A 12,849-nucleotide genomic window follows, 5' to 3' on the forward strand; every position below is an offset into this window, starting at 1 on the left:
TAGTCAGTTTGAGCACCGTAATCACTAAACTAAACCCAAACCAAAAATGCCAAGCGTGCTGAATCACACTTAAATTGTTTGTTATATTTTTTACGGCTGATAGGGCTGATTAAATGCATTACACCAGCGTAGATAAGGGTCTGAAAATTCGACTTTTTTCGGGCTAAACGCATGCTGGTCGTATGGCCAATAATTTTTTGCATGATTTTTCAGCCACTCAACTGTATCGACATATTCCTCATGGCTTTGATCGGACAATATTTCTAACACACTCTGATAACCATGTAAGCCACCACTATCTTCTGGTGGACAAGCCATTTTTCCGTCTAAGCATTGAGGGAAAGTAGAATCTAAGGAAGCTAAAAACATACCAACCAAAGTGACTTCGTGATGCCAACTATCACCAAAATCATAAACATAATCAATAGTATTGCCCAGTGATGTGAAATATTTTTTGGCCGAAAGTTCCCAACCTGCAATTATACTTTCATCATGCTCTGACTCGGGAAGGCCGATCCGCTTACCTTTTGTAGGACCAGCTTTTCTTGGAGAAAATTCATGTAAATGGTAATCAAGCCAACCCATTGCATCTTGAATAGCAACATGCAATTCCCAGAAGTTGTAATGATCTGGCACATCAATTTCTCGCCAAATTTCCGGTTCGCTTCCCGATAGAGAAACTCTGAATCGAAGAATCTTTTGATGCATAATTTATAGTCCTATGAATTCAAATAAAAATATAACGCCGCATTAAGGTGTGAGCGGCGCTTGGCTATACTTGAGCGAAGCGAAACTGCCAAGCGTTGCGAATCACTCTTAAATGCTTTGTTATGGCGCATTGTATGCCTGGTATGCGGTTGCAATTGCTTGGACGATACCAACTAAGACCAAGCACACTGTCAGATACTTAATATGGTTCGCTTGCTTAACGTTGTCATTATGAACTAACTCTTCTCGCTCCATTCTTTCGATTGTTTCAACAGCTTTAGGTCCGACTTTAAACCAGCCATTATCCTTTTCTGGGGTCAACTCACCAGTATCAGCCCATGATTCCAGACATAGTTTTATGAATGCTATATCTCGATCTTTATTTGGGTGATGTAGCCACATCCCTCCTTCCAACAATGGCATTACATTAAGACGATGAAAACGAGCCCTAGGCTCTACTAACTGTTTTTCAACAATCGCTTTTAAAATCATATGGCGGTCTTTTTTAAGCAGCGGCTTTGCATTGAAGTCGAATTGTTTACGATGTTTCCAACGACACAATAGTTTTTTATAACCAAATAAATCACTTACAAACCCGTAAAATAAACCATGAGTGCGAATTGTTAAAAAATGGTAGAAATTTAAGACATATATTTCAGTTTTTAAAGCAGTTAGCCGCTGATATGCGAAGTACTTTCGATCTCGAGTTCCTTTACCTCTGTTCTTAACCTGAACTTCAACACCTTTCTTTAATAATGAAGTAATCAGATACTCATCTCCAGTATCTTCATTCTCCCACCGAATCTGGTAGTAATTATTACGATCTTCATTTCGTTTGAAGAAGTAACTTAACAATCTTTTGTAAAGCATAAACATCATACAATATCTCGAAATTTCGACTACCCGTTGCGCCATAACGCCGCGTTAAGTGGTGAGCAACGCAGACCACCTTACCTAAACCATTGTGCCGTAAACACTAAAGCTGAATCAAACCGAAAATGCCGAGCGTTGGGAATCCGTCTTAAACGCTTTGTTAGGCTAATTCTGCCTGAAGTTCTTGAATGCATGTTTGGTCTTGTTGTAAATAAAACTTAGAACCACACCGACAACGACAAACAGACCAAAGTCAATTAGAGCTAGTTTAAGACTGAACGGATCTGAAAACAGGTTATAGGTGAATCCCATTTGTGAACCGATAAATTTGGCTATAAAAACCGTAGCTATGATTAGAAGTATATTCACTTGTTACCTGCAAAATTGACTTGAAGTAGAGTTCTACAGCACATACTACTTTTGCTCACTTCTCAGGCAAGGCAGAAAGTCTCGATTTACCTTGAAATGGGAATGAAATATGAATTTTACCCCCATTAGCCTAACGCCGCGTTAAGTAGTGAGCAACGCTGCTACTTAACCTTATCCATAACACCGTAAACACTTAAACTGATTAAAACTAAGACTGCCAAGCGTTGCGAATCTGCCTTAAACGCTTTGTTAGCATTATTCTTACTCCCAAATCAGCTTTTTGAAAATCATGGTCATATTGACCTACGAGTTCTTCCGCATATTTGATGCTTGCTGAATCAGTTACGCTGATGTAAGCAATAAATGCCATTGTTATTGAAGCAATCAAAGATATAAATGCACTTCCAATATGCGAGGGTGACAAAACGATGTCGCCTGTATATAAGGATGTGAACTGTTCATATGACCAAAGCCCCAAATATATTGCAGGCATAGCAGTCAGGAAATACAGTGAAAAATTTCGTATAGGTTTAAGGTAATACTCACGCTTGCGACGATTCAGATCCACATACTTATCTGATAATTTCAATGCTTGAGATTCTACAACCACATAAGCTTTGCACTTTTTATACAATTGAATAGCCTTACTAGGTTGATTCGAAAGCAATAAGGCTTCTACTACGTCAAAGTCAGCATTTAACTTAAACACCGATTTAAACTGTTGTTCAACGACTAATTTCATTGACTTGTTTGATTCAGCTTCAAAGCATTGATAGAAAAGCTCAAGGCTTTTAATCCGGAACTGGTTTCGAGCGGATAACCAATCGTTAAGGAACCTAAATAATGGAATAGCTACTACCAGAAAGGCGGTAACCTCTGCCAATGAAATCAAATTATGCTCTCCTCAGTTGTAATGCTAACGCCGCATTAAGGTGTGAGCAGCGATTGGCTATACTTGAGCGAAGCGAAACTGCCAAGCGTTGCGAATCACTCTTAAATGCTTTGTTATATTTTTATTTCAACCCAGCGATAGTTCTAAGATCGTTGTCATTGAGGAAAAATATTGGGGCTTCCATAGTGTCTTCAGAAGAAGTCATTATCGACAAACCTGAATACAAACCTTTAGACAATTGAAACTGGTCATTTTCGGGAATTTGAAAAGGTTGAACATAACGAAAGCCATTTTTCTCATAAAAATCAACTTTACTATCAGGGCATACCAAATTAACACTACTCACTGAATCTGTTAGATTCTTTAAAATATTTGTACCTAACCCATTGTTTCTATACGGTTCATGTACAAATATTTTGTGTAGATAGGTCGCTGGATGCTGGGGATGAATAAACAACAAAGCAAACCCGTACAAAGTTTCACCTTCGTGCTGCACCGCAACTTGTAAATGACCCGCGTTGTAACACTCCCTCAAAACATCGGAAATATAACCTAACGCTACTTTTTGCTTTTGTTCGTCAAAATCAAATGCCAACGAAACCATTACTGTTGATAGCATGATATCACTGAGCATTCCTTCAGCTTCAATTTTGAATATTTCATCCAAGAAAAACTCTGGTTTAATTTCCATAACTATACCTCTATATGTTAAATACGAACTGAAAAAATATAACGCCTTGTTAAGGTGTGAGGCACGCGATACCAATGCTTCCGCATAACACCTTAACCACTAAAACCAATACATAGTAAAAATGCCACGCGTGCCGAATCACTCTTGAACAATTTGTTATGGCGCTACGCTCAACGTTAGCTCTTGTATGTCAATTTGGTCTACTTCCCTGCCCAATATCCGCTTGTACTCGACTAAACGATGAACTGGGATAACTGGCAACTCTATGCCTTGATAATTTTTAATAACTGATTCTGAAAAGGAGATTTCAAGCTGGTGCCAAGAGCCATCTTGATGTGATTGTATCTTAGTATGTTCAGACAAACCGATTTCAATTTTTTGATTTTGGTAAACCAATTGGAAATACTCTAAATCCCAACCATATTCGACATAATGAGTTAACGGTTTGGATATGTATTTTGATACATGCGATAACACTTTATCTGCGTCTGAGTTTCGAATATAAAGATCTATATCTGCGACTTCCCGACTTCCACCATAAATAGTTGCCGCTAATCCACCTACTATTTGATACTCCACAACCTCTGCATCCAAGATTTCTTTGAGCCACTGCAAGGCTACTTTAACTTTATCACTCATCTAGCTCCCTTAGCTGAATTTTGCCCTGCGCCATAACGCCGCATTAAGGTGTGAGCAGCGCTTGCCTATACTTTGAGCGAAGCGAAAATGGCAAGCGTTGCGAATCACTCTTAAATGCTTTGTTAGCTTTTTTTAGTTCTGCACGTAAGTATTTGTTTATGTAATTTAAGCGGATTGACTGACTTCCGTTTAACGGAATACTAATTACAGGCGTATTGTTTTTATTTGCTCGGTCGATTTCCAACCTAACCCACTTAGATTTTGAAACAGAATCAGTGTTAAGTAGCACGACCAGATCAGAATTATCTAGTTGCTCAATGACAAATTTTTGTTTGTCTTTTGCGTCATTATCAATGATGTCTACAAATGGCTTGCCGTAATCAGAGACAACCTCTGATATAGACTTAAGATGATCAACTGTGATCACCTCATCTCGAAGGGTATAGCTAATAAAAATGTTCATTACGCAATGCGACCTTGAGAAAACAAGAAAAATCCAACTACAGACAAAGACATTAGAACGAAGTAAAGCGACATAGATAAATTAAACATAGCGTTGCCCCAACTAACATTTACTATTGAGAGATTATCGGTTGAAAGTTGGTTTCTTGATGCTATTGCCTGAAGCCTTATATTCATGCGTTTTCTGGTAACTCGTTGATAATAATATGCAGTAAAGTCAGCAATCCAAAAGCCAAACGCAACAAGAAAGGGAACTACAAAATATGAAGGGTCTAGAGTATCAGATGTTAGTTTACCAAGTGCGACAGCTGCTATACCGATTACCGCAACACATAGTTTTTTAAATTCGAAACAGTTTTGACTAATTTTCAAAGGTAGTGTTTAGAAATCTGTGTCATTTCAGTATGATATACAAAACAGGAATGACACATGAACAAAGACTTCGATCTAGAACAAGCTATTAAAGCCCTTCAGTCAGGCCAAGACCTGACAGGTAAAGATGGCTTCTTAACTCCGCTCATTAAACAAATCACAGAAGCTGCTTTGAAAGCAGAACTCGAACAGCACCTTGAAGGTGATGAGCAACCTAACCGTAAGAACGGCTCAAGCAAGAAAACGATTAAGTCTTCTGTCGGCACGTTTGAACTGGATACCCCACGCGACCGCTCTGGAACATTTGAACCCCAGTTAGTTAAGAAGAACCAGACTAAATTGACCGATGAGATCGACCGTAAGATCCTATCCATGTTCTCGCTCGGTATGAGCTACCGTGATATCCGTGGTCACGTAGAAGATATGTATGGCATTGATGTCTCTGAGGCCACCATCACAGGTGTTACCGACCGTTTGATACCTGAGCTGAAGGAGTGGCAGCAACGTCCGCTCGATGCACTTTATCCCTTTGTCTGGCTTGATGCCATCCACTATAAAATCAAAGAAGACGGACGCTACGTTAGCAAAGCGATATACACAATATTGGGCTTAGATGTTGAGGGGAAAAAGGAGCTACTCGGTCTTTATCTGTCAGAGTCGGAAGGCGCTAATTACTGGCTCTCCGTGCTAACAGATCTGTATAACCGCGGCGTTGAAGATATCTTGATCGCCTGCGTAGATGGGCTAACAGGCTTCCCAGAAGCGATAGCAACCATCTATCCTGATACAGAAGTTCAGCAATGCATCATTCACCAAATCCGTAACTCTATGAAATATGTTGCCTCTAAGCATCAGAAGGCGTTTATGGCCGACTTGAAGCCAGTCTATCGGGCTGTCAGCAAAGAAGCGGCCGAGATGGAGTTGGATCGTTTGGAAGCCAAATGGGGACAGCAATACCCAATAGTGATTCGTTCCTGGCGGAACAAATGGGCAAATTTATCGGTTTACTTCAAATATCCAGAATACGTCCGAAAGGCTATTTACACGACAAATGCTATTGAAGCCGTACATCGCCAATTCCGTAAACTGACCAAAACTAAGGGTGGGTTCCCAAATGAAAATAGCTTGCTTAAGCTACTGTATGCTGGGATATTGAATGCTTCTAAGAAATGGACAATGCCAATACAGAATTGGAATATGACATTGTCTCAACTGGCGATTCATTTTGAAGGTCGCTTGGATGACGTCTTAGATATTTAGCCAAAATTAGCTGACACAGAATTCTGAACGCCCTCTTTTCAAAGTCGCTTCATGAAGTTGATCAACTTCAACCCAATCCATTTCGTCAGCAGCATTACGCTTGTACTCTTGAAAATTACTGTCATCACTCATTCAATCTAATCTCTATTTTTTCTTTATATGCCGCTATTATACTGGATAGTATTGCGATAAAAAGCTAACGCTGCGTTAAGTGGTGAGCAACGCAGACCACTGCACTTAAAGTATTGTGCAGTAAACACTTAAGCTGAGGCAAACCAAAAATGCCGAGCGTTGGGAATCCGTCTTAAACGCTTTGTTAGCTGCTTGGTTCATCGTAAAACATATCACGTGCCGCCATATATGCTTTATGTACTTCATAGGCTTGATCTGTAACTTCTCCTGAAATCATACCTTGCCAATTTGATTTTAAACATTTTAACCGACCTTCAGTAAGACTGATCATTGACTTAGCAGTCTCCAATGTAAATTGATCGCTCGGCTTGAACACGGTATTTTCATGATAGCCAGAATAAAGCCCCATGTTTTTTATCAAATCAAATTTCTTTACAAAATCTAATTGCGTTTCGTATCGCTTTAAATCTAGATTTCTTATTAAATCCAACTCATCATTCATATAGTCGAATTGTGCGATAGATCTTAGTTTAGATTGATGACCTGTAAGTTTTTTATTGAAATTTTTCCAACCTATTTTTTCTTTACCTTTCAACCGAACTCTAGTTCCATAAATCATTGGAATTTTAGCTATCTCTTCACTTGCTAGATGGGCTAACACGTAAGCTCGCGGAAAACGACTTGCATTGAAAAGAATTAATGACTCTTCTAGAAGTTCACAAGCATTTTGGTACGCCATTTCAGATAATTGTTTTAACTCGTTGTCTGAATACATAAATATAATCTCTCTGTACAGCTAACGCCTTGTTAAGGTGTGAGGCACGCAATGCCAAAGCCTCCGCATACCACCTTAACCACTAAAACTAACGCATAGTAAAAATGCCACGCGTGCCGAATCACTCTTGAACAATTTGTTATGTTCAATTTCCAAAGTGCTTCTGACGCTCTTCCCGCAAAAGGTTTCTCATTTGCGTACCGACAGCTGAAGCTAAAGCGCCTGAATCAGTATGAGAGCAATCCCTATTTATAACCGCTTTATTCAAGTCTGCAATTAGCCGATTTATAATTTTGCCTTGATCTGAATCTGGTAATACCAGAGTGACATTCAGGCTGTTTTCCATCATCTCAGAGTATAATTGAGGTAAATTCAACGGCATTTCATCGCCTTTATGATTACGAATTACCATACCCAGACAGGAAACAGATGATAAATACTTTGCCGTATTTCTTTGGACGTTATCCCAATGAGATATCGCTAGACTTGCAGCATGTACTGCATTTTGTGACTTTTGGTTTTTCCGCGTTACATAGACTAGAGCAAGTGAAACAAAGACACTTCCCAAACCAACAAGAGCTGTAGCAGATACAGCGACGATATCAGTTACAACACTAATAACAAACCCTTGCAGTTCATCGCCAACCACCTGATTAGACAACTGAATCTTATCCAAAACTAATTACTCCAATGAGATATGGTTGAACATAACGCCGCGTTAAGTAGTGAGCAACATTGCCACCTAACCTAAACCATTGTGCCATAAACACTAAATTCAAAGAAAACCAAAAATGCCCAACGTTGCGAATCTGCCTTAAACGCTTTGTTAGTTGCCATTCTACACCTTTGATTTCCAGTCCATTTCCACTTTGCCAACACCGTTTTTGATGCGCTTTGAAAACTCAAATCAGGCGCAGTTTTAAAGCGCCTGTCACTGAAACCACTTGGAATTAGCAACGCCGTAGAAAACTGACTAAAAACACCAAAAAGACCTTTTGGAAAGGCAATGCCACAAAGCTCACTTTCAACGAGTACATTCGCGTCTGAAACGGCAAAACAAAACCACAATATTAAAAATCGAACGCAACTTCAGCAAGCCACACCCAGACAAAAATCGAGCACAATTGCACAATTCATTAGCCTTGAAATTTCTGCTTTAGCTGCGTTTTTAACACTGGCAACTAACGCCCAATTAAGTAGCCCGAAACGCCCCAGCCCACCTTCCGCATTGCGCCGTAAACACTAAAACCAACGCAAACCAAAAGCGCCACGCGTTGAGGGTCTGCTTGAATTGTTTGTTATGTTTTACCACAAACTACTGATTTATTTGGCAAAGAACTACTTTATTGACCGCATTTCAAGAAGTGAATCACACGCTCAAACTCACTTGGCCGCCAAATGCACGAAACACCAAGCGCGTAATTCCACTTCCCTGCCCAATGAGGCAACCCGACTTAGCCTCAACAAGCGCCCTCTCTTTCCAGCCAAAGCGCAATACAATGGTAAATTGCCGAGGCAACTGCCAAGCCGACATGCTAACTGGCAAATACACTCGAAGCGACTTAGAGCCAGTGAAACATAAAACCAACCGCCACGACCTGAAAATGAAGCAACCCACGAACATTAGTATGTTTTACGGGCTGAGTAATTCATGAACTTGGGCCGACAATGCCGATTTGCTGAAGTAACTCGAACGAACTGCCAAAGAGGCAAAGAACAGAGATCGAAGAAACTTTAAGCCACTGAAATACAAGTAAACATAACGCCGCGTTAAGTAGTGAGCAACGCTACCACGAAATCTAACCATACCACCGTAAACACGAGACCAGACGATGGAGTGGAAAATGCCAAGCGTTGGGAATCTGTCTTAAACGCTTTGTTATAAAACAATTTTTCCATATTGGTAAACATGATCTGCATACAATTTACCACCGATTTCATAAGCTTCTGGAATAACTTCTTTCAGCGAAAAACCACACTTGGTTAATACTTTTTCTGAACCAATGTTACCCTCAGTTACGACTGCATTAAACGATTGGATATCTTGCTCTTCACATGCCCAGTTAATCAGAGATTTTAGAGATTCAGTGCCGTAGCCAAGACCATGGTATTTAGGTTGAATTAGAAAGCCAACTTCAGCTGCACCATCACGCATACGAAAGCCAGTGACTCCAATCTTTTCACCAGTTTCACTTGCAATAATGGTTAAGCACAACCAATGATCAGAAACCTTAGTCCACACTGGGAGTCGAGAATTAAAATTGTCCTTAATTTCCTTAGGTGATGGTTCATCAAAACAGAACTTTATTACCGCAGGATCTCGATTTAAAGATTGGTATAAATCCCAGTCTTTCACTGTGATTTGAGTCATTTCTAGTCTATCCGTTACTATTTTCAAATGCAGAACTCTCCTTGTTTTATAACGCCGCATTAAGTGGTGAGCAACGCAGACCACCACACTAAAAGTATTGTGCCGTAAACACTTAAGTCGAAGCAAACCCAAAGTACCGAGCGTTGGGAATCCGTCTTAAATGCCTTGTTATGCATATTCTATCTTGAGTGACGCTATTTGATTTGTTAGATCTTCACTTGCCTTAAAGTAGAGCGAAGTTTCAAACAGAGTTGCAATTACTACATTGAATGACGACTCTTCGATAAACTTCATCGACTCCTTTGAAGGGCTTTTCTGTATAACAACATTGTTGTCATCAAAATGTTTTGAAGCAAGAGCTTGTAAACCACCATGAGAAAAACGGCAAAAATGAGCATATAACGTATTGTACGCATCGACCTCATTTACTTTCTTGAATTTGTCAAAGACTGCCATCGGTTTTTTATTGGGAATGGATGCTAATATCGATTCTACTTTTTCTTGTGATACACCAGAGTAAAACGGATTATCTGGCTTAAATTGCTTATAATATTTGCGCTCTTCTAATTGGCAATTTAAGTCAAATTTTTCAATATAACTTTCATCTTCAAGCAAACACTTCAGTTCAATATAAGTTTCGAGAACAGACCTCATTAAGATTTCGAGAGAGCTGTACTGACGAGAAATTAATAGTATTTGAATATCATCTGTTATACCCAATATTCGCGCCATACATGATGCTACAACTTTATCTCGGTGATTAGTCATCTTGATACTAGATAAAACTTCATCTCGTACTGGTATTAGTTCATCGTATGTCATTTTTGCTCCATATGCATAACGCCCAATTAAGGTGTGAAGCACGCAAACACGATACTTAATTTAACCACCATAAACACTGAACTTAACTCAAACCAAAAATGCCAAGCGTGCTGAATCACTCTTAAATTGTTTGTTATATTTTGGTTTGCCAGTGATCTTCTAGGTTGTTAATCAAAGATTTTGCCAACTTAACTAGCTCACCGAGGGAGCTTTTACTGACATCAATAGAGTCTCCATTTTGTGTAAAGCCTCCCCGATGAACACAATCATGCCTTAAAGATATAGCTTTAAAAAGCCACTTAATATCGCCAAACTCATACTGGAAGACTTTTGAATACATTGGCTTTATCTTCTTCATATCATGGAAGATTATACTTTTTAAGTGCTGGGCAACTATAAAACCTATATTTTCACTTTTTTCATAGATTTCTTTTAGTGAAAACTTTTGTTTAGATAGCTCAGGGTCACTCTCGACCAATTTTCGTTTGAACTCTTCTGAGTTTAAAATTTTGTGGATTGTAATTGATGATAGATAAGATTCAATAGCTGTCACTACATGTGTATGTAGCATAATTAAAAGGGCTCTTTCTACCTTTTGCCCTGATTGAATCTTCAACAATGCTTCAACGCTAGTGATTGAATCTTGAAACAACTCAAACTGTTTAGTTGTTGCAATAGCCCAAATTGCATCTTGCTTATCTTCATCGGAAATATAGTTGACTGAACCCATCCCCCCACAATTTGGACATGGCCCTGATTTATTCCCTGTGAATGTGACATTAGAACAACCTTCGATAAAGAAGCCTGATGGGAATTCATTTCCACAATTATCACAAACAGCCATTAGATGTGGCATGAATTTTCCTCCAAAATATAACGCCCTGTTAAGGTGTGAGCAACGCAATACCGATGCCACTGCATACCACCTTAACCACCTAAACCAACGCATAGTGAAAATGCCACGCGTTGCGAATCACTCTTAAACAGTTTGTTAGGGTACTTCTTGCTTGACATGAGTGCTTAAATGCATAGTATAAATTTCAAGCGGTTATCCGCGAGGTGTCAGGCAAAATTAAGGTAACTAAATACCAAAAGTAAGATACTGAAACTAACATAACTGAATACAGATTAGAGTAAAGAGCTACATAAACTAGACTACTATTTCAATGCTTAAGATGCTAAAGCTCATAAGATTGAAGACAAACACTAATATTAAAACTCTCTCTAATTTAACTTAAAACGACTAATTTCAATATACCTGAAACTCAAAATACACCTTCAAGCCTGATAGTCACCAACCCTTAGAGGCGTTGACTATGAAGATTAGTTTTAGTGTTTCTGCAGCATTTCATGCTTGGTTTCTGAAACTTGAGTTTGCTTTCGACAGAAGTAACTCTAGCCAAGGTGAAGCAGAGGAAGCTTAAATTCCAAGCCCACTGTTGATATGGTGGGCTTTTTTACGTTTGTACCCTAACGCCCAATTAAGGTGTGAGGCACGCAATACCGATGTTGCCGCATACCACCTTAACCACTAAAACCAACGCATAGTAAAAATGCCACGCGTGCCGAATCACTCTTAAATTGTTTGTTAGTACGCTACTCCAAAGCCTTTGGCACACACCAAAATATTGAAATATAACACGAAACTTTTGGCTAAAAACACTGAAGCTAAACGGACAGCCGCCAAACTCGAACCCACTCTCAAAACGCAAGTTGGTGAGAAGAAAAACATATAAAACTGCCCAATTTTCACCACATTCAAATTAGCAAAGAATTCGATCATCGGACTTGGACAACCACGCCGACGAGCCGGATTTACGATGAAAAACCAACCACAAAAAAGAAGCCGCGCCAAAGAAATAGCCTGTGAGTGAGAAACCGTAAACGGTGAAATAAACGCAAGCACTCCACATATAGTGCCACCGGAAAGAACGTGAAAGGCACATTTATTCAAGTGTAAAGCTAGAAAGAAAAACCGATAAACACCGAAATTTATGACTTTTGATGCCAACCCAGTACTAACGCCTTGTTAAGGTGTGAGGCACGCAATACCAATGCTTCCGCATAACACCCTAACCACTAAAACCAACGCATAGTAAAAATGCCACGCGTGCCGAATCACTCTTGAACAATTTGTTATGCGGTGGGTAACTTGTCAAAGCCTAACCTAACAGCTGCAATACATAAGACTAGGTAAATTAACATAAAATAGACCGTTAATATTGCCACTTTCCAACGACTTATTGGCAATTCTTTAAATGTATTAACTGCCTCTCGACCAGAAAAAAACATATAACCCACGGCACCGACGCTAAGTAAAATCATGAGGAAATATATCCCAAATTCACTTGTTTCGGGTTTATCGAGACCATTTCCAAGTAATGCTGCACCAACTAGCATCGCAACAGGAGAAACCAGACGTTTAATTGCCTGATCAATTGAATCCAAAATCTGCTTTACGTGTTCCATTGATTATCCTTATC

At 39.3% G+C, this 12,849-nt stretch carries 15 protein-coding genes; 1 reads left to right on the forward strand and 14 read right to left on the reverse strand.

The genetic code is table 11. From position 1 onward, the window contains the following. Positions 1–90: 90 nt before the first annotated feature. The 6 genes from ATG66_RS13300 to ATG66_RS13335 form a co-directional block, all read right to left on the reverse strand. Entirely contained in the window at positions 91–708 is a 618-nt protein-coding gene (locus ATG66_RS13300) for a plasmid pRiA4b ORF-3 family protein (protein WP_098415742.1), read from the reverse strand. Positions 709–828: 120 nt separating this feature from the next. Further along, positions 829–1,587: a hypothetical protein gene (locus tag ATG66_RS13305; protein WP_098415743.1), complete on the reverse strand. Its 759-nt coding sequence runs from the start codon at positions 1,585–1,587 to the stop codon at positions 829–831. A 571-nt stretch (positions 1,588–2,158) separates the two neighbouring features. Beyond that, on the reverse strand, positions 2,159–2,842 hold the full coding sequence (locus tag ATG66_RS20845) for a hypothetical protein (RefSeq protein WP_098415745.1): 684 nt from the start codon (positions 2,840–2,842) through the stop codon (positions 2,159–2,161). A gap of 121 nt (positions 2,843–2,963) precedes the next feature. After that, positions 2,964–3,533, reverse strand: coding sequence for a GNAT family N-acetyltransferase (locus ATG66_RS13320; protein WP_098415746.1), 570 nt, complete (start codon positions 3,531–3,533; stop codon positions 2,964–2,966). A 156-nt stretch (positions 3,534–3,689) separates the two neighbouring features. Continuing rightward, on the reverse strand, positions 3,690–4,172 hold the full coding sequence (locus ATG66_RS13330) for a MazG-related protein (protein WP_098415717.1): 483 nt from the start codon (positions 4,170–4,172) through the stop codon (positions 3,690–3,692). A gap of 43 nt (positions 4,173–4,215) precedes the next feature. After that, positions 4,216–4,635 (reverse strand): TIR domain-containing protein, encoded by a 420-nt coding sequence (locus ATG66_RS13335; protein ID WP_098415718.1) that lies wholly within the window; start codon positions 4,633–4,635, stop codon positions 4,216–4,218. Positions 4,636–5,063: 428 nt separating this feature from the next. Between ATG66_RS13335 and ATG66_RS13345 the strand changes: the two genes are divergently transcribed. Beyond that, on the forward strand, positions 5,064–6,266 hold the full coding sequence (locus ATG66_RS13345) for an IS256 family transposase (RefSeq protein WP_095661319.1): 1,203 nt from the start codon (positions 5,064–5,066) through the stop codon (positions 6,264–6,266). Positions 6,267–6,272: 6 nt separating this feature from the next. On the opposite strand, the gene ATG66_RS21070 is transcribed toward ATG66_RS13345, so the two are convergent. From ATG66_RS21070 to ATG66_RS13400, 8 genes are all read right to left on the reverse strand, one after another. Continuing rightward, positions 6,273–6,398 carry a hypothetical protein gene (locus ATG66_RS21070; protein WP_257145739.1) on the reverse strand — a complete coding sequence of 42 codons (126 nt, stop codon included), beginning with the start codon at positions 6,396–6,398 and terminating at the stop codon, positions 6,273–6,275. A gap of 184 nt (positions 6,399–6,582) precedes the next feature. Further along, entirely contained in the window at positions 6,583–7,173 is a 591-nt protein-coding gene (locus ATG66_RS13350; protein ID WP_098415747.1) for an AbiV family abortive infection protein, read from the reverse strand. Positions 7,174–7,318: 145 nt separating this feature from the next. Next, on the reverse strand, positions 7,319–7,849 hold the full coding sequence (locus ATG66_RS13360) for a hypothetical protein (protein ID WP_098415749.1): 531 nt from the start codon (positions 7,847–7,849) through the stop codon (positions 7,319–7,321). A 1,203-nt stretch (positions 7,850–9,052) separates the two neighbouring features. Then, on the reverse strand, positions 9,053–9,571 hold the full coding sequence (locus ATG66_RS13370) for a GNAT family N-acetyltransferase (protein ID WP_257145740.1): 519 nt from the start codon (positions 9,569–9,571) through the stop codon (positions 9,053–9,055). Between the two features lie 141 nt (positions 9,572–9,712). Beyond that, positions 9,713–10,366, reverse strand: a complete 654-nt coding sequence (locus ATG66_RS13375) for a DUF5677 domain-containing protein (RefSeq protein ID WP_098415751.1) — start codon at positions 10,364–10,366, stop codon at positions 9,713–9,715. Between the two features lie 133 nt (positions 10,367–10,499). Further along, a complete protein-coding gene (locus ATG66_RS20850) occupies positions 10,500–11,222 on the reverse strand; it encodes a hypothetical protein (RefSeq protein ID WP_069524694.1) in 723 nt (240 codons plus the stop codon). Between the two features lie 732 nt (positions 11,223–11,954). Next, positions 11,955–12,377 carry a hypothetical protein gene (locus ATG66_RS20860; RefSeq protein ID WP_179885664.1) on the reverse strand — a complete coding sequence of 141 codons (423 nt, stop codon included), beginning with the start codon at positions 12,375–12,377 and terminating at the stop codon, positions 11,955–11,957. Between the two features lie 125 nt (positions 12,378–12,502). After that, the gene (locus ATG66_RS13400) at positions 12,503–12,835 is read right to left on the reverse strand and encodes a hypothetical protein (RefSeq protein WP_098415754.1); all 333 of its coding nucleotides are present in this window, start codon (positions 12,833–12,835) and stop codon (positions 12,503–12,505) included. Between the last annotated feature and the right edge of the window lie 14 nt (positions 12,836–12,849).

This window comes from Vibrio sp. ES.051, assembly GCF_002563795.1.
Lineage (GTDB): Bacteria > Pseudomonadota > Gammaproteobacteria > Enterobacterales > Vibrionaceae > Vibrio.